This is a genomic window from Providencia sp. PROV200 (assembly GCF_049901995.1).
Lineage (GTDB): Bacteria > Pseudomonadota > Gammaproteobacteria > Enterobacterales > Enterobacteriaceae > Providencia > Providencia rettgeri_E.
Genome location: NZ_CP096307.1, coordinates 4,032,463 through 4,049,811, shown reverse-complemented (window position 1 = coordinate 4,049,811; position 17,349 = coordinate 4,032,463). Strand labels below are relative to the sequence as shown.

The following is a 17,349-nucleotide window of genomic DNA, read 5'->3' as shown; positions in this document are numbered from 1 at the left end:
TGTTTTGTTTTACAGATTGTCAATGCTGTCTAATACTCCGCGCCATATAGAGTTTGACTGTAATAAGTTAGGAGTGTGTCAGATGGCAGATAGCTTCATCACGACTAATCGTTTTTTTGATAATAAACATTACCCACGTGGCTTTTCTCGTCATGGTGATTTCACCATTAAAGAAGCTCAGTTGCTAGAACGTCTCGGCCAAGCTTTTAATGAGCTTGATACAGGTAAACGAGCACCTCAGACAGAAGAAGAAAAACTTTTCGTCGCTGTATGCCGTGGTGAACGTGAACCAACCACCCCAGAAGAAAAAGTTTGGGTAAAATATTCTAGCCGTATTAATCGCCCTAAACGCTTCCATACCTTATCTGGCGGTAAACCGCAGATAGATCCATCGGAAGACTACACTGATACAGATGATTAATATCGTCATCGTATGATAAGAGGGACTCCGGTCCCTTTATTTTTACGAGATAATAACTACTTATCTATCCACCCTTCTCAGCTTACTTGTTTTTGCAAATGAAGCAATAACTTATCCATTGCTCGATACCCCAGAGCTTCTAATAAATCGGAACGTTCAATCGTTTCTGCGGCGTTAAGATCAGCTATTGTTCTAGCAACCCTTAAAATCCTGTGCCAGGCTCGGATAGAAAGGCCTAACTTATTTAATGCATGTTCTAAGAATAGCGCATCTTTTGTTGTGAGTAGGCAAAATTGTGTGGTTTCTCTTGGCGTCAGTAAACTATTAATTTTTCCAGCTCGCCTTAGTTGTCTATTTCTAGCTTCGATGACTCTTTGCCTAACATGTTCACTTGTTTCACCTTGATTTGCTTGGTTACTCAATGAGCCGAGAGGCAGCAATGGGATTTCTATTGAGAGATCAAATCGATCAATAAAAGGCCCTGATATACGTGAAAGGTAACGTAGGATATGAGAAGGTGCTGAACGACTCATTTCTCCTTGGTAATGCCCTGTTGGACTAGGATTTAGTGCAGCGATTAGCTGAAAGCTTGCAGGATAGCAAACTTTTGCTTTTGCTCGAGAAATGCTAATTTTTCTAGATTCTAATGGTTCTCGTAGAGAATCAAGTACTGAGCGGCTAAATTCTGGTAATTCATCTAAAAATAAAACACCATGATGCGCAAGTGAAATTTCGCCAGGTTTGGGAAGTGATCCTCCGCCAATTAAAGCCGCAATTGATGCACTATGATGAGGCGCTCTAAAAGGCCTTATTGGCCAGTTCATATCTTCCTTTATGTTTTCACTCAAGCTATGCAATGAAGCCACTTCTAATGCTTCCTGAGGGGTTAACGGGGGAAGTAAAGTCATTAGCCTGCTTGCTAACATCGTTTTTCCTGTTCCTGGAGGACCTAACAAGAGTAAATTATGCCCACCTGCAGCACAGATTTCTAATGCCCGTTTCCCATGCTCTTGGCCGATGATGTCGTTAATATCATTCTCTTGTTTGGTTGAGATAGGCGGTTGATGAATTTGTTGATTACAAAGTAATGTATGTTTGTTATGTAAAAAATGGCAAAGTTCTAATAAGGATGTCGCGAAATAAACGCTGTTATCTGGGAGTAAACCTAATTGGTGTTGATTCTCCATGGATAGTATCAAAGAACGTTGTTGTTTTAATGCTGATTGGGCTGCAGGAATAGCGCTATTTGCATAGCGAACATCACCAGACAAAGCAAGTTCGCCTAAAAATTCATACTGCCTTAATGGTTCGTGGGGGAGTTGGCCTGATGATGCGAGTATGGCAATCGCGATTGCGAGGTCATACCGACCACTTTCTTTTGGTAAATCCGCTGGCGCTAAATTAACCGTCATTTTTTTAGCAGGATATTCAAATCCACTATTGAGTAGCGCACTTCGAACTCTATCTCTTGCTTCTTTTACCGCGGTTTCTGGTAGCCCAACAAGTGTCAAACCTGGAAGCCCATTACTAATATGTGCTTCAACAGTAACAAGAGGTGCTTCTAACCCAATTGAGGCTCTAGTGTAAACAATCGCTAATGTCATAAGCTCTCCAATATCATTTACAGAGCAATATTCTGCTGGAAGTAAGTTTATTTATCTTGGGTGAATAATATGTTTGCGAAGCTGCTCGACAATTTAATTACTTAGTTACAGGGCCGTTTCAATTTACTGAGAACAGCTTCTAGGCCTTATTATAACTAGGGTTGTTAAGATGCTATAAAGAATTAAAACTATACTGATCTTGAAAATTAATAAGAAAAAATGATTAATTTCTCTATGTTAATTTTAATTATGTTAGATGATTGGCATGGATGATGTAGCTGATTATGCTGTGTATTCTATTGAATATTACTGAGTAATTGGCATTTAGGTAGTTTATAATTCTAATTTTATTATATATATTTGATTTTGAAGTGATTTAATGTTTTGTGAATAAATAAACTAAATAAAAGTTGTCAAAGCAATTTTAAAATGATAACTCTAAATAATAGATAATTAAGAATATTGAAAAAGTAAAATACATGAACGCATTTATCCAAGCAGTTAGCCTAATTATTATTAGCGTGGTGGTGATTATTATCCCACCGTGCGGGGCTGCACTTGGACGACGAAGGCTAAAATAACAGCCAGATCTTACGAGAACCCCGCACCGAAAGGCGCGGGGTTTTTTTTGATATGAATGTTGATTAATGCAAACACAAAAAATAAAACATAACAAATACAAATAGATAAAGTGACGGACAGGAGATAAAGCATGAACGGAGCACAATGGTTAGTTCAAGCATTGCGAGCACAGGGGGTTGATACCGTATTTGGTTATCCTGGTGGCGCAATAATGCCAGTTTATGATGCATTGTATGATGGTGGCGTTGAGCATTTGTTGTGCCGACATGAGCAAGGTGCTGTAATTGCTGCGATTGGCTATGCACGATCAACAGGAAAAACAGGGGTATGTATCGCAACATCTGGCCCTGGCGCAACAAATGTTATCACGGGATTAGCTGATGCATTATTAGACTCCGTACCTGTTGTTGCGATTACTGGGCAAGTCGCTTCTGAGTTTATTGGCACTGATGCCTTCCAAGAAATCGATGTTTTAGGGTTGTCCTTAGCTTGTACTAAGCACAGTTTTTTGGTTGAAGATATCGAGGATTTACCTCGTATTCTTGCTGAGGCTTTCGCAATCGCAAATAGTGGGCGTCCTGGTCCTGTACTGATTGATATTCCGAAAGATATTCAGCTACAACAAGCTGAGTTGTCTCCGTTTTTAATGCCAGTAGAGCAGGAAGTCACCTCGCCTTTATCGGAAATACAACAGGCAAGAATGTTATTAGAACAATCAGAAAAGCCTATGCTATACGTTGGTGGCGGTGTTGGAATGTCTGGTGCCGTTAAAGAATTACGTGAATTTATTGAGTTTACAGGTATTCCTTCAGTTGCAACATTAAAGGGGCTTGGTGCTGTAAGCCCTTTAGATGAAAACTATTTAGGTATGTTAGGCATGCATGGTACTAAGGCAGCCAATATCTCTGTACAACATTGTGACTTACTCATCGCTGTTGGTGCTCGTTTCGATGATAGGGTAACAGGTAAGTTAAATACGTTTGCACCGAACGCCAAAGTGATTCATATCGATATTGATCACGTAGAACTGGATAAATTGCGTCAAACTCATGTTGCGTTGCATGGTGATGCAAAAGTATTACTGCCTGAATTAATGCTTAAAAAATCAATTGCACCTTGGCAGCAGGAAGTTCAACAGCTTAAAAAAGAATTCGGTTGGCGTTATGACCATCCTGGCGAGCCTATTTATGCACCACTGTTACTTAAACAACTGTCGGATAAAATGAAGCCGAATACGGTTGTTACTACCGATGTAGGGCAACACCAAATGTGGTCGGCACAACATATCACCGTTGACGGCCCTGAAAATTTCTTAACCTCAAGTGGGCTTGGAACCATGGGATTTGGTATCCCTGCTGCAATTGGTGCACAGGTTGCTAGGCCTGAAGATACGGTTGTCTGTGTATCAGGAGATGGTTCATTCATGATGAATGTCCAAGAGCTAGGAACCATCAAACGTAAGCAACTTCCTGTAAAAATTCTTTTAATCGATAACCAGCGCTTAGGCATGGTTCGCCAGTGGCAGGAACTGTTTTTTGAGCAGCGTTATAGTGAAACGATTTTGACGGATAACCCAGATTTTGTGGCATTAGCCAGCGCGTTTGGTATTAAAGGCCAACGGATCACAGATAAGTCGGAAGTTAATGCGGCATTAGATGAATTACTTAATAGCGAAGGTGCCTATTTATTACAGGTATCAATTAATGAACTAGAAAATGTCTGGCCGTTGGTTCCGCCCGGGGCTAGTAATGAAAAAATGATGGAGAAACCATTATGATGCAACATCAAATCTCGATATTGGCCCGTTTCCGTCCTGAGGTTTTAGAGCGTATATTAAGGGTCACTCGCCATCGTGGATTTCGTATTAATGCCATGAATATGGGACAATCGACAGACGGCGACAATGTTAATATTGAACTTACTGTAAGTAGTCAAAGGCCATTAACCCAGCTTTGTGCACAGTTAACTAAGCTTTCAGACATTACAGAAGTTGAAGTACGACAACAAGAATCACGACTATTACGCACACAAAGTGCAATGTAAGGAATATACAAATGACTAAGAAAGCTGACTTTATTTGGTTTAACGGTGAAATGACGCCATGGGCTGATGCAAAGGTTCATGTTATGTCTCATGCTCTGCACTATGGTACATCAGTGTTTGAAGGCGTCCGTTGTTATGACTCACACAAAGGTCCCGTGGTCTTCCGCCACCGTGAGCATATGCAACGTTTGCATGATTCAGCGAAAATTTACCGTATGCCTGTCAGCTACAGCGTGGAAGAGTTAATGGAAGCATGTCGTGCAACTCTGCGTAAAAATAACTTAGTCAGTGCATATATTCGCCCATTGGTATTTATTGGTGATGTTGGTATGGGTGTTAATCCACCAGACGGTTATAACACTGATGTGATTTTAGCTGCGTTCCCATGGGGTGCTTATTTAGGTGAAGAAGCGTTAGACCAAGGCATTGATGCGATGGTGTCTTCTTGGAATCGTGTTGCACCAAATACTATCCCTACGGGGGCAAAAGCGGGTGGTAACTACCTGTCTTCATTGCTGGTTGGTAGTGAAGCACGTCGTCATGGTTACCAAGAAGGTATTGCACTCGATGTTCATGGGTATCTTTCAGAAGGTGCAGGGGAAAATATTTTTGAGGTGAAAGATGGCATCCTGTATACACCTCCGTTCACATCATCTGCATTACCAGGTATTACGCGTGATGCAATTTTAACTTTAGCAAAAGATTTGGGTATCGAAGTTCGTGAGCAAACGCTATCACGCGAATCTCTCTATCTTGCTGATGAAGTCTTTATGACAGGTACTGCTGCAGAGATCACTCCGGTTCGTAGTGTTGATGGTATCCAAGTCGGCATTGGTCGTTGTGGCCCAGTAACCAAGCAAATTCAGCAGGCGTTCTTTGGCTTATTTGATGGTACGACAGAAGATAAATGGGGCTGGTTAGATCCAGTAAACCCTTAATAATTAAATTGAAATAGATGTTACAGGCGGACGTTCCCCGCCTGTTTTAAACACGGGAGTTAAAGATATGCCTAAGTACCGTTCAGCAACAACAACTCATGGTCGTAATATGGCTGGGGCTCGTGCATTATGGCGTGCAACAGGCATGACCGATGCTGATTTTGGAAAGCCCATTATTGCGGTTGTTAACTCATTCACACAGTTTGTTCCAGGTCACGTACATCTCCGTGATTTAGGCAAATTAGTTGCAGAGCAAATTGAAAATGCAGGTGGAGTTGCGAAAGAGTTCAATACGATTGCTGTTGACGATGGGATTGCCATGGGACATGGCGGAATGTTGTATTCCTTACCTTCCCGTGAATTAATTGCAGACTCCGTAGAATATATGGTGAACGCCCACTGTGCGGATGCCATGGTGTGTATTTCAAACTGCGATAAAATCACGCCGGGTATGTTGATGGCGTCATTACGTTTGAATATTCCGGTGATCTTCGTTTCGGGTGGCCCGATGGAAGCGGGTAAAACCAAGCTTTCAGACCAAATTATCAAGCTCGATTTGGTTGATGCGATGATCCAAGGGGCAAACCCAAATGTGAGCGATGCAGATAGCGAGCAAATTGAGCGCTCCGCTTGTCCTACTTGCGGTTCATGCTCTGGTATGTTTACTGCAAACTCAATGAACTGTTTAACTGAGGCGCTGGGGTTATCCCAACCAGGAAATGGTTCATTATTAGCAACTCATGCAGATCGCGAAACGTTATTTATTAATGCAGGTAAGCGCATTGTTGAATTAACCAAACGCTATTACGAACAAGATGATGAAAGTGCGTTACCACGCAATATTGCTAATAAATCCGCATTTGAAAATGCGATGACGTTGGATATTGCTATGGGGGGTTCAACTAACACCGTTTTGCACTTACTTGCAGCCGCTCAGGAAGCAGAGATCGATTTCACCATGGATGATATCGACCGCTTATCACGTAAAGTCCCGCATCTGTGTAAGGTTGCACCGAGTACTCAAAAATACCATATGGAAGATGTTCACCGTGCTGGTGGTGTTATCGGTATTTTAGGTGAGCTGAGCCGTGCAGGTTTGTTACAAGAAAATGTGACTAATATTTTAGGGCTCAGCTTCCAAGAAACATTAGCGCAATATGATGTGATGTTAACAAAGGACGAGTCTGTCAAATCGATGTTTTCCGCAGGTCCTGCAGGGATCCGCACGACAAAAGCCTTTTCACAGAATTGCCGTTGGCCGTCATTGGATACTGATCGTGAAAATGGGTGTATCCGTAGTATTGAGCATGCGTATAGTTTGGATGGTGGCCTTGCCGTCCTGTCTGGAAATATTGCAGAAGATGGCTGTATTGTTAAAACAGCAGGGGTTGATGAAGGCAGCTTAACATTCCGTGGCCCAGCCAAAGTGTTTGAAAGCCAAGATGATGCCGTCGAGTCGATCCTCGGTGGAAAAGTTGTTGAAGGCGATGTCGTGGTTATTCGTTATGAGGGGCCTAAGGGTGGGCCGGGCATGCAAGAGATGCTATACCCAACCTCATACCTGAAATCAATGGGATTAGGCAAAAGCTGTGCATTGATCACAGATGGTCGCTTCTCTGGTGGTAGTTCAGGTCTTTCGATTGGTCATATTTCCCCAGAAGCAGCGAGTGGTGGCTTATTAGCATTAGTTCAAGATGGCGATATTATTGATATTGATATTCCAAAGAGAACGATAGTGCTGGATGTTAGTGAAAGCGAATTGAATCAACGTCGTGAAACTGAGTTAGCTCGAGGCGATAAAGCTTACACACCGCGTAATCGTCAGCGTGAGGTTTCTTTTGCTCTGCGTGCTTATGCTTCTTTGGCAACGAGTGCAGACAAAGGTGCGGTTCGTGACAAGTCGAAACTAGGGGGCTAATTGTGGCGGCAGCAAAACCATTACCGGTTGCCCCAACCGGAGCAGATTACTTAAAAGCGGCGCTGAGTGCGCCGGTTTATGAGGCTGCACAAGTAACCCCTCTTCAGCAGATGGATAAAATATCTTCACGCTTGGGTAACACCATTTTAGTCAAGCGCGAAGATAGGCAACCTGTTCATAGCTTTAAGCTTCGTGGCGCATATGCGATGATTGCTGGCTTAACGGATGAACAAAAATCGAAGGGGGTTGTAACCGCTTCTGCGGGCAATCATGCTCAAGGTGTCGCGTTGTCAGCGAGCCGTGTAGGTGTGAAGGCAAAAATTGTTATGCCTATTGCAACTGCAGACATCAAAGTGGATGCAGTGCGCAGTTTTGGCGGTGAAGCTATTCTACACGGTGCGAACTTTGATGAAGCGAAAGCTAAAGCAATCGCGATGGCAGCGGAAGAAGGATATACCTTTGTTCCCCCTTTTGACCATCCTGCTGTCATAGCTGGCCAAGCCACTATCGCACTTGAATTATTACAGCAAGATGCTCACTTAGACCGTATTTTCATCCCTGTGGGTGGCGGTGGGTTAATCGCGGGCGTCGCTGTGATTATCAAGCAATTAATGCCTGAAATAAAAATCATTGGCGTTGAATCCGAAGATGCAGCCTGTCTGAAAGCAGCGTTAGAAGCAGGGCATCCAGTGGATCTACCTCGTGTCGGGCTATTTGCCGAAGGTGTCGCGGTAAAACGCATTGGTGATGAAACCTTCAGGTTGTGCCAGCAATATGTTGATGATGTTATCACGGTTGATAGCGATTCTATTTGTGCAGCACTGAAAGATATTTTTGAAGATGTTCGTGCTATAGCAGAGCCTTCAGGTGCGTTGGCATTGGCTGGATTGAAAAAATATGTACAGCAGCACAACATCAAAGGTGAGCGTTTAGCGCATATTTTGTCCGGTGCGAATATGAATTTTCACGGGCTGCGTTATGTTTCTGAACGTTGTGAAATTGGTGAACAACGAGAAGCGCTACTGGCAGTGACTATCCCTGAGCAAAAAGGGAGCTTTTTACGTTTTTGCCAGTTATTAGGCCATCGAGCGATTACTGAATTTAACTACCGTTATACGGATGCAGACCCTGATCGCGCATGTATTTTTGTTGGGGTGCGTTTAAGTGGTCGCGATGGAGAACGCTCAGAGATTATCCAAGAACTCAGAAGTAACGGCTATGAAGTCGATGATTTATCTGATGATGAAATGGCCAAGCTTCATGTGCGTTATATGATTGGTGGTCGTCCATCAAAGCCATTAGATGAAAGACTGTATAGCTTTGAATTTCCTGAGTCTCCGGGGGCATTACTGCGATTCTTAGAGACTCTTGGGACTCATTGGAATATTACATTATTTCATTATCGCAGCCATGGTACAGACTATGGGCGAGTGCTGGCGGCATTTGAATTAGCTGGGCCGGAAGTGCGTTTTGATAGGCATCTTGATGCGCTAGGTTATGAATATCATGATGAAACAGGAAACCCGTCTTTCCGTTTTTTCTTAGCGCCACAAGATAACCAAAGAAGCTTAGATTGAGTTGTCTGGGAGCAATTCCCAAAACGCTTTAATTAATGGTTCACTCAGGCGTTTGCTTAATAGGCAAACGCCGAGTTCAAAGGGTTCAACCATTGAGATATTATCGAGCTGTGAAATACGGCTACGCACGGGCTCTGGGCTGTTATCAACGACTACACTGGGGATCAAGGCAATACCACATCCCAAAGCGACCATTGACACAATAGCTTCATGGCCTGATACCGTCGCGTAAATAACAGGGTTATTGATGTTATGGCGACGGAACCAAAGTTCGATACGTTTACGAGATGGGCCGTGTTCAGGCAGGATGAAGGGGACGGTAGACCAGTCAGGTTCCGCTTCTGTCACCATGCTTCGTACAGCACAGGGTAGTGATGGAGCAATCAAAACGAGAGGGATTTCGCCGATTTTTGCAAAACGGACGTTATCAGGTAAGCGCTCGGGTTTGCCTGCAATACCAAGGTCAGCCTCATGCGTTTCCACTTTTTCAACAGCATCAGCTGCGTCCCCTGTCGTGAGTTTAATTTCAACTAATGGGTGTAGCGCACGGAATTTATCTAATACTTCGGGTAAATGACTATAAGCAGCCGTAACTGAGCAAAAAAGATGCAGTTCTCCGCTGAGGGATGGACTTTGTTGATTGAGAGCATGTTGCAGCTGTTGATATTGCAATAATGTTTGTTGGGCAAACTGCTTAAGGTGTTCTCCTGCTTGGGTCAGCTTGACGGAGCGGTTATCACGCACAAACAGTGGGTGACCAAGCTGTTCTTCGAGGCGTTGTATTTGTCGAGACAATGTGGAAGGGCTGACATGCATCGCTTTAGATGTTCGCCCGAAGTGGCAACTTTGTGCTAAATGTAAAAAAAGCTTGAGATCGCGAATATCCATTTTGCCCTCTAATGAAATCATTAATGATGTTGCAGATATTGCAACATTGTATTGTTAATATATCAATTTAAGCAATGCGAAACATCGCATATAGTAAATCCATAAACGCTCAAAAATGAGCGACAGGCAGACTGCCTGACATAACGAACACAACAGAACAATGGAGTATGACAATGGCGAATTATTTTAACACATTGAATTTGCGTGAGCAGTTAGCTCAGTTAGGCAAGTGCCGTTTTATGCAGCGCGAAGAGTTTGCAGATGAAGCAGGTTTTCTGAAAGGTAAAAAAATCGTCATCGTCGGTTGTGGAGCACAAGGTTTGAACCAAGGCCTGAATATGCGTGACTCAGGTTTAGATATTGCTTATGCATTACGTGATGAAGCAATTGCAGAGAAACGTGCTTCATGGCGCAAAGCGACAGAAAATGGTTTCAAAGTTGGGACTTATGAAGAGCTGATCCCTACCGCTGATTTGGTTATTAATTTAACGCCGGACAAACAGCATTCAGCTGTTGTTCGCGCTGTTCAGCCTATGATGAAACAAGGTGCAGCACTGGGTTATTCACATGGCTTCAACATTGTTGAAGTTGGCGAAGAAATTCGTAAAGATATCACTGTTGTGATGGTAGCGCCAAAATGCCCAGGTACTGAAGTTCGTGAAGAATACAAGCGTGGTTTTGGTGTTCCAACGTTAATTGCAGTACACCCAGAAAATGACCCGAAAGGTGAGGGTATGGCGATTGCTAAAGCATGGGCAGCAGCAACCGGCGGCCATCGTGCAGGTGTTCTGGAATCCTCATTTGTTGCAGAAGTTAAATCTGACCTGATGGGTGAGCAAACGATTCTGTGTGGTATGTTGCAAGCGGGTGCATTACTGAGCTACGACAAAATGGTCGCAGACGGTGTTGAGCCAGGCTACGCAGGTAAATTAATTCAGTTTGGTTGGGAAACTATCACTGAAGCGCTGAAACAAGGCGGTATCACGCTGATGATGGATCGCTTATCTAACCCTGCGAAAGTGCGTGCTTATGCGTTATCCGAGCAACTGAAAACCATCATGGCGCCATTGTTCCACAAACATATGGATGACATCATTTCAGGCGAATTTTCTGCAACCATGATGGCAGACTGGGCAAATGATGATAAAAACTTGCTGACATGGCGTGAAGAGACCGGCAAAACGGCATTCGAAAATTACCCTGAATATAATGGGAAAATTGCGGAACAAGAGTACTTCGACCACGGTGTTCTGTTAGTTGCAATGGTTAAAGCAGGCGTTGAGTTAGCGTTCGATACGATGTTAGAAGCAGGTATCTTAGAAGAATCGGCTTACTATGAGTCACTGCATGAATTACCACTGATTGCGAACACTATTGCTCGTAAACGTTTATATGAAATGAACGTGGTTATCTCTGATACTGCAGAATATGGTAACTATCTGTTCTCATTTGCAGTTGTACCAATGCTGAAAGATTTCATGACGAAATTACAAGCAGGGGATTTAGCGAAGCCAGTTGCAGATAATGGCACTGATAACGCACAGTTACGTGATATCAATGAAGCTATCCGTAATCATCCGATTGAGAAAGTCGGTAAGACTTTACGGGGATATATGACGGATATGAAGAAGATTGCAGTCGGCTAACTCATTATCCTTCCCCTTTCACGCTCTAGGGGGGGCAGCTTCTTAAGATTACACAAGTCACATACTTCAGTATGCTCCTTGGGATAATCTTATTTGCTTCCTACCTAGAACGCGAAATGCTTTGGATAATCACCATGTTTTCTCTTGCAATAGTTTAGAAAAATACATTTTGATATAAACCACATTGTTTCTAGGAATGATGTGGTTTTTTGCTTTTATAAAAGATCGTTGCTCAAGAGTTGGTTCGGTTTCTGCTACAATCTGTAGCGAATTCTATTTTGAATAACTGAGTGATGTAGAGAAGCCATGCGATTAAACCCAAGCCAACAGCAGGCAGTTGAATTTGTCGATGGCCCGTGCCTTGTATTGGCGGGGGCGGGGTCAGGCAAAACACGTGTTATTACCAATAAAATTGCGCATTTAATTCGCCAATGTGGCTATCAGCCTCGGCAAATTGCCGCGGTGACTTTTACCAATAAAGCGGCGCGGGAAATGAAAGAGCGCGTGGCGCAGACATTGGGGAAAAAAGAAGCTCGCGGTTTAATTATTTCTACTTTCCATACATTAGGGTTAGAAATTATTAAGCGTGAATATAAAGCGCTGGGTATTAAAGCCAATTTCTCGCTATTTGACGACCAAGACCAGATGGCGTTGCTGAAAGAACTTACCTTTGATTTATTGGAAGAAGATAAAGACTTACTCAAACAATTGATCTCGGCGATCTCAAATTGGAAAAATGATCTCATCTCCCCACAACAAGTCATAGGCCAAGCACGGAGTGAGAAAGAGCATCACTTTGCCGAGTGTTATCGCCGCTATGAACTTCATCTGAAAAGCTGCAATGTGCTGGATTTTGATGACTTAATCAGCAAACCTACCCTGTTGTTATATCAAAATGAAGAAGTGCGCGAACGCTGGCAGCAAAAAATTCGTTACTTGCTGGTGGACGAGTACCAAGATACCAATACGAGTCAATATCAGTTGGTTAAATTGCTTGTGGGGCAGCGGGCAAGGTTTACGGTTGTGGGGGATGACGACCAGTCAATCTATTCATGGCGCGGCGCAAGGCCGCAAAATTTAGTTTTATTGAATCAAGACTTCCCTAAGTTAAATGTCATTAAGCTTGAGCAAAATTACCGTTCATCCGAACGAATTTTAAAAGCTGCGAATATTTTAATTGCCAATAACCCTCATGTATTTGAAAAGAAACTGTTTTCAGAATTGGGATATGGTGCGCCACTGAGGGTCCTTACTGCAAATAATGAAGATCACGAAGCTGAAAGGGTGATTGGGGAGCTTATTGCTCATCACTTTATTAATAAGACGGAATATAAAGATTACGCCATTTTGTATCGTGGTAATCATCAATCGCGTATTTTTGAAAAAATGTTGATGCAAAACCGCATTCCGTATCGCATTTCGGGGGGGACTTCGTTTTTCTCTCGCCCTGAAATCAAAGACTTATTAGCTTATTTGCGAGTATTGACGAACCCTGAAGATGACAGTGCTTTTTTACGTATCGTCAATACTCCACGTCGAGAGATTGGCCCCAAAACTATCCAAAAATTGGGGGAATGGGCAAACCAGCGGGGCAAAAGCTTGTATCAAGCCAGTTTTGATCTAGGGCTTGAACAAAGCTTAAAAGGCAAAGGGCTGGAAGCATTACAGCGTTTCACTCACTGGATGGATAGTATTGTGCGAACGTCGGAACGTGAACCTTTAATTGCGGTGCGTGATTTACTGCGCGAAATGGATTATGAAAGCTGGTTATATGAAACGTCAACCAGTACTAAAGCGGCTGAAATGCGAATGAAAAACGTCAACCAATTGTTCACATGGATGAGTGAAATGGTGGAAGGTGATGATCTCAATGACCCAATGACATTGAGCCAAGTTGTCACACGTTTTACGCTGCGCGATATGATGGAGCGTGGTGAAGATGATGAAGAATCAGACCAAGTTCAGCTTATGACGTTACATGCCTCTAAAGGCCTTGAATTTCCTTATGTTTTCCTGGTTGGCATGGAAGAGGGACTGCTGCCACACCAAAGTAGTATTGATGAAAATAATATTGATGAAGAACGCCGTTTAGCCTATGTAGGAATTACGCGGGCACAAAGAGAGCTATTTTTTTCTCATTGTCGTGAACGTCGTCAATATGGTGAATTAATCCGTCCTGAATTAAGCCGTTTTCTTCTTGAATTGCCACAAGATGATTTGCAATGGGAGCAGCAGCGTAAAGTGGTTAGTGCGCAGGAGCGTATGCAGAAAGGGCAATCAGCGTTAGCGGATATTAAAGCACGTTTAGGGTTAAATAAAAAAAGTGAGTAACCACAACTAATTGAATTTCCACACTAGAGTAGATCTAGTGTGGAAAATATTATCAATTTGAACTATTACGTTCTTCCAGTTCTAAAACCCAATTTACATAGCCCTGCCATTGAACTTCTTGCTGTAAATTTTCTGCTCGTAAAGGGTGATCAGATAACCAACGATAAGGCAGCGTGATGGTTAATCTTTGCGCATTCACATTAAGTCTTAATGCAGGCAAAGTATCATCCCGTCTCCGACTCGCAAAAATAATGGCAAGGCGAAGTAAACGGCATAGATCATATGCATGCTGCATGGAGAGCGCATTTTGTTGGCTCAACGGCGTTAAATCGACAGGGCCTTGTTGGTTTATCAATAATGCGGCAAGTAACCGTTTTTGAGCTGGTGTGAAACCAGGTAAATCAAGGTGTGTTATGAGGTAACTCGCGTGCTCGGGACCTTTACGGAAATCCACACTCAAGCCGATTTCATGTAAGGCGCATGCACTCGATAGTAAATCACGACAGCGTGCATCTAAGCCCCAATCTTTCGCGACTTGTAAATAAAAATATTCTGCAAGTTGACGAACTCGGCTAGCTTGTTCGATATCGACTTGGAAGCGTCGTTGAATATTGCGGACGGTACGAGCGCGAATATCCTGCTCAATAGGAAGCTGTAGCATACCATAGACAAGACCTTCACGAAGTGCACCGCCTGCCAGTGTCATGTTATCAATGTCTAATGCTTCAAAGATAGCAATCAGAATAGATAAGCCGCTTGGAAAGACAAGAGCGCGTTCGAAGGTTAAACCGTCAATTTCAAGCTCTTCAAGTTTTTGGCATTGAATGGCTTTGCGCTTAAGCTGTTGTAATTTAGAAAGCGTGATCAGTTCATCCATGCCTTGGGCAATCATGATTTCCTGAATCGCTTGTACAGTACCGGATGCACCAACACATATCTTCCACCCATGTGTTTTGAGAGCATCAGCAATAGGGGCGATGACACGATGAGCAGCGGTTTGAGCCGCAGCGAAGTTTTCTTCTGTTAAACTTCTATCGCCAAAGTAGCGCTCAAGCCAAGTTACACACCCCATTTCAAGGCTGTAGAGTTGCTCTGCTTTTGCGCCTGTACCCGTAACTAGCTCAGTACTTCCCCCACCAATATCAACCACTAAGCGTTGATCTGGCCCGCCAGTTGTATGTGCGACACCTTGATAAATTAAGCGAGCTTCTTCTTCCCCTTGAATGACTTTAACAGGGTTTCCTAAAATTTGGCTGGCTTTCTCGATGAAAATATCGGCATTTTTAGCTATACGCAAAGTCGCTGTTGCGACAACACGAATTTGTGTGTTCGGAATATCTTGTAAATGTTCCGAAAACAGGCGTAAACATTGCCAGCCTCGCGCCATTGCTTGCTCAGAAAGCAGGTTGTTGTTATCTAACCCTGCAGCAAGACGAACTTTGCGTTTAACCCTAGAGATGACCTGAATGCTGCCAGCAGTTTCACGTACAACGAGCATATGAAAACTGTTTGATCCTAAATCGATGGCGGCATAAAGAGAAGAAGATTTCAGCATATCGTTTTTACTCAGCCTGGACGTTTATGGTTGTTACGTGGGCCATTGTGGCGACGCTGCGAATTTGAATTACGGCGCGGGCCTCCAGGACGTGGGCGATGACGGCGTTTTGGTGCAGGTAAATCGCTCAATAATGCATCACTGTTATATTTACTAACAGGGATTGAGTGTTGGATATATTCTTCAATAGCAGGCAAGTTAAGTGAATATTCTTCACAGGCTAAGCTAATTGAGTTTCCACTTTCACCGGCACGACCAGTACGGCCAATACGGTGAACATAATCTTCACAGTCATCAGGTAAATCGTAGTTAAAGACATGAGTGACGGATGGAATATGTAAACCACGTGCTGCAACATCAGTTGCCACTAAAATATCTAAATGGCCTTGTGTGAATTGCTCTAATATACGTAGCCGTTTTTTCTGTGCGACATCGCCAGTTAATAAACCGACACGATGACCATCGGCAGCTAAATGGGCCCAAATATCATCACAACGGTGTTTTGTATTGGCGAAAATAATACAACGCTCTGGCCATTCTTCTTCAAGAAGCGTTTGGAGCAAGCGCATTTTTTCTTCATTAGAAGGGTAAAATAACTCTTCTTTGATACGGTGACCTGTTTTTTGCAAAGGTTCGACCTCAACATATTCAGGGTTATTCATTTGTTCGAAAGCTAATTCCCTTACGCGATAAGATAAAGTTGCAGAAAATAGCAAATTAAGCCTATCTGCCGCACCTGGCATACGACGGAAAATCCAGCGGATATCTTTAATGAAACCAAGGTCATACATACGGTCGGCTTCATCGAGTACCACAACTTGGATTGCACTTAAATCGACATGGCCTTGTTTTGCGTAGTCGATTAAACGGCCAGTTGTACCAATAAGGATATCAACACCATTTTGTAAAACCTTCAGTTGCTCATCATATCCGTCACCACCGTATGCTAAGCCCATTTTCAGGCCAGTGTACTCAGCGAGCTCTTTAGCATCTGAATAGATTTGTACAGCGAGCTCGCGTGTCGGTGCCATAATGAGTGCACGAGGCTGATTCGCTTTTTTACCCTCAATTGCGGGGTGAGTTAATAAATAATGGAATGTAGACGTTAAAAAAGCTAACGTTTTACCTGTACCGGTTTGCGCTTGACCCGCCACGTCTTTGCCTTCGACAGTAAAAGGCAAGGTGGACGCCTGAATAGGCGTGCAAAAATTGAAGCCTTTTTTATTTAGAGCTTCAATGACTTTAGGGTGCAATGCGAAGTCGGAAAACTTCTTTTCTGTCAAGTGTGCTTTACTCATAGTATGTTAGAATATCAGTTAACGGTTGGTTTACGAAAGTGTATCTTTTGAAATAAAGCATACTGCTGCCAATAATGTTACACTAAGTCTACAAAAGATGACCCCTTGGAGTACAACATGAGCGATAAAATTATAAAGATAACTGATGCAAGTTTTGCAACTGAAGTTTTGAACGCAAGTTCACCTGTTCTCGTCGATTTTTGGGCAGCATGGTGTGGTCCTTGTAAAATGATCGCGCCTATTCTTGATGAAGTCGCTGAAGAATATACAGGCAAACTGACTATCGCAAAACTGAATATTGATGAAAACCCAGCCACCGCTCCAAAATATGGAATTCGTGGCATCCCGACCTTGCTTTTATTCAAAAATGGTGAAGTCGCGGCAACGAAAGTCGGTGCATTATCAAAAACGCAACTGAAAGAATTTTTAGACGAAAATCTGTAAGTTATCGTTATATGTAAGCTAAAACGTTTAGCGGTATATCTATTTTATCTAGAGAGCCGCTAGACGTCTTCACTTAAGCATGATAAGTTATCTTTATTCCTCGT

General features: G+C 43.0%; 14 protein-coding genes. 10 read left to right on the top strand and 4 right to left on the bottom strand.

Going from position 1 to position 17,349, the window contains the following annotated elements; all coding sequences use genetic code 11:
* Positions 1-82 precede the first annotated feature (82 nt).
* On the top strand, positions 83-421 hold the full coding sequence (locus M1E86_RS18690) for a DUF413 domain-containing protein (RefSeq protein WP_213913415.1): 339 nt from the start codon (positions 83-85) through the stop codon (positions 419-421).
* A 77-nt stretch (positions 422-498) separates the two neighbouring features.
* Here M1E86_RS18690 and M1E86_RS18685 read toward each other — a convergent pair whose 3' ends face one another.
* The gene (locus M1E86_RS18685; protein ID WP_213913414.1) at positions 499-2,025 is read right to left on the bottom strand and encodes a YifB family Mg chelatase-like AAA ATPase; all 1,527 of its coding nucleotides are present in this window, start codon (positions 2,023-2,025) and stop codon (positions 499-501) included.
* A gap of 479 nt (positions 2,026-2,504) precedes the next feature.
* Here M1E86_RS18685 and ilvL point away from each other — a divergent pair, with 479 nt between their 5' ends.
* The 6 genes from ilvL to ilvA all read left to right on the top strand — a co-directional run bounded on the left by ilvL (position 2,505) and on the right by ilvA (position 9,083).
* Positions 2,505-2,606 (top strand): ilv operon leader peptide, encoded by a 102-nt coding sequence (ilvL, locus tag M1E86_RS18680; protein ID WP_071524553.1) that lies wholly within the window; start codon positions 2,505-2,507, stop codon positions 2,604-2,606.
* A gap of 131 nt (positions 2,607-2,737) precedes the next feature.
* Positions 2,738-4,384 (top strand): acetolactate synthase 2 catalytic subunit, encoded by a 1,647-nt coding sequence (gene ilvG / locus M1E86_RS18675; protein WP_213913413.1) that lies wholly within the window; start codon positions 2,738-2,740, stop codon positions 4,382-4,384.
* Positions 4,381-4,650: an acetolactate synthase 2 small subunit gene (ilvM, locus tag M1E86_RS18670; RefSeq protein ID WP_102139856.1), complete on the top strand. Its 270-nt coding sequence runs from the start codon at positions 4,381-4,383 to the stop codon at positions 4,648-4,650. Before ilvG ends, ilvM begins: the two co-directional genes overlap by 4 nt.
* An 11-nt stretch (positions 4,651-4,661) precedes the next feature.
* A complete protein-coding gene (locus tag M1E86_RS18665; RefSeq protein ID WP_004907252.1) occupies positions 4,662-5,588 on the top strand; it encodes a branched-chain amino acid transaminase in 927 nt (308 codons plus the stop codon).
* Positions 5,589-5,655: 67 nt separating this feature from the next.
* On the top strand, positions 5,656-7,506 hold the full coding sequence (gene ilvD / locus M1E86_RS18660) for a dihydroxy-acid dehydratase (protein ID WP_213913412.1): 1,851 nt from the start codon (positions 5,656-5,658) through the stop codon (positions 7,504-7,506).
* A 2-nt stretch (positions 7,507-7,508) separates the two neighbouring features.
* Entirely contained in the window at positions 7,509-9,083 is a 1,575-nt protein-coding gene (gene ilvA / locus M1E86_RS18655) for a threonine ammonia-lyase, biosynthetic (protein WP_213913411.1), read from the top strand.
* Here ilvA and ilvY read toward each other — a convergent pair.
* Entirely contained in the window at positions 9,075-9,971 is an 897-nt protein-coding gene (ilvY, locus tag M1E86_RS18650; protein ID WP_004906122.1) for an HTH-type transcriptional activator IlvY, read from the bottom strand. The two genes, ilvA and ilvY, sit on opposite strands and share 9 nt — an antisense overlap.
* Positions 9,972-10,144: 173 nt before the next feature.
* Here ilvY and ilvC point away from each other — a divergent pair, with 173 nt between their 5' ends.
* Together ilvC and rep are read left to right on the top strand one after the other, a co-directional pair.
* A complete protein-coding gene (gene ilvC, locus M1E86_RS18645) occupies positions 10,145-11,617 on the top strand; it encodes a ketol-acid reductoisomerase (RefSeq protein WP_213913410.1) in 1,473 nt (490 codons plus the stop codon).
* 306 nt (positions 11,618-11,923) lie between these two features.
* The gene (rep, locus tag M1E86_RS18640) at positions 11,924-13,948 is read left to right on the top strand and encodes a DNA helicase Rep (protein WP_213913409.1); all 2,025 of its coding nucleotides are present in this window, start codon (positions 11,924-11,926) and stop codon (positions 13,946-13,948) included.
* 52 nt (positions 13,949-14,000) lie between these two features.
* On the opposite strand, the gene gppA is transcribed toward rep, so the two are convergent.
* Both gppA and rhlB read right to left on the bottom strand, forming a co-directional pair.
* Positions 14,001-15,503 carry a guanosine-5'-triphosphate,3'-diphosphate diphosphatase gene (gene gppA, locus M1E86_RS18635; protein ID WP_125894359.1) on the bottom strand — a complete coding sequence of 501 codons (1,503 nt, stop codon included), beginning with the start codon at positions 15,501-15,503 and terminating at the stop codon, positions 14,001-14,003.
* Positions 15,504-15,514: 11 nt separating this feature from the next.
* Positions 15,515-16,801 carry an ATP-dependent RNA helicase RhlB gene (rhlB, locus tag M1E86_RS18630; protein WP_125894357.1) on the bottom strand — a complete coding sequence of 429 codons (1,287 nt, stop codon included), beginning with the start codon at positions 16,799-16,801 and terminating at the stop codon, positions 15,515-15,517.
* 117 nt (positions 16,802-16,918) lie between these two features.
* Here rhlB and trxA point away from each other — a divergent pair, with 117 nt between their 5' ends.
* Positions 16,919-17,245, top strand: a complete 327-nt coding sequence (trxA, locus tag M1E86_RS18625) for a thioredoxin TrxA (RefSeq protein WP_125894355.1) — start codon at positions 16,919-16,921, stop codon at positions 17,243-17,245.
* Positions 17,246-17,349: the final 104 nt, after the last annotated feature.

Excerpts from the sequence above, each read along its gene's own strand:
- M1E86_RS18690 (WP_213913415.1), top strand. The coding sequence starts at position 83 with ATGGCAGATAGCTTCATCACGACTAATCGTTTTTTTGATAATAAACAT.
- M1E86_RS18685 (WP_213913414.1), bottom strand. The coding sequence starts at position 2,025 with ATGACATTAGCGATTGTTTACACTAGAGCCTCAATTGGGTTAGAAGCA.
- ilvL (WP_071524553.1), top strand. The coding sequence starts at position 2,505 with ATGAACGCATTTATCCAAGCAGTTAGCCTAATTATTATTAGCGTGGTG.
- ilvG (WP_213913413.1), top strand. The coding sequence starts at position 2,738 with ATGAACGGAGCACAATGGTTAGTTCAAGCATTGCGAGCACAGGGGGTT.
- ilvM (WP_102139856.1), top strand. The coding sequence starts at position 4,381 with ATGATGCAACATCAAATCTCGATATTGGCCCGTTTCCGTCCTGAGGTT.
- M1E86_RS18665 (WP_004907252.1), top strand. The coding sequence starts at position 4,662 with ATGACTAAGAAAGCTGACTTTATTTGGTTTAACGGTGAAATGACGCCA.
- ilvD (WP_213913412.1), top strand. The coding sequence starts at position 5,656 with ATGCCTAAGTACCGTTCAGCAACAACAACTCATGGTCGTAATATGGCT.
- ilvY (WP_004906122.1), bottom strand. The coding sequence starts at position 9,971 with ATGGATATTCGCGATCTCAAGCTTTTTTTACATTTAGCACAAAGTTGC.
- ilvC (WP_213913410.1), top strand. The coding sequence starts at position 10,145 with ATGGCGAATTATTTTAACACATTGAATTTGCGTGAGCAGTTAGCTCAG.
- rep (WP_213913409.1), top strand. The coding sequence starts at position 11,924 with ATGCGATTAAACCCAAGCCAACAGCAGGCAGTTGAATTTGTCGATGGC.
- gppA (WP_125894359.1), bottom strand. The coding sequence starts at position 15,503 with ATGCTGAAATCTTCTTCTCTTTATGCCGCCATCGATTTAGGATCAAAC.
- rhlB (WP_125894357.1), bottom strand. The coding sequence starts at position 16,801 with ATGAGTAAAGCACACTTGACAGAAAAGAAGTTTTCCGACTTCGCATTG.
- trxA (WP_125894355.1), top strand. The coding sequence starts at position 16,919 with ATGAGCGATAAAATTATAAAGATAACTGATGCAAGTTTTGCAACTGAA.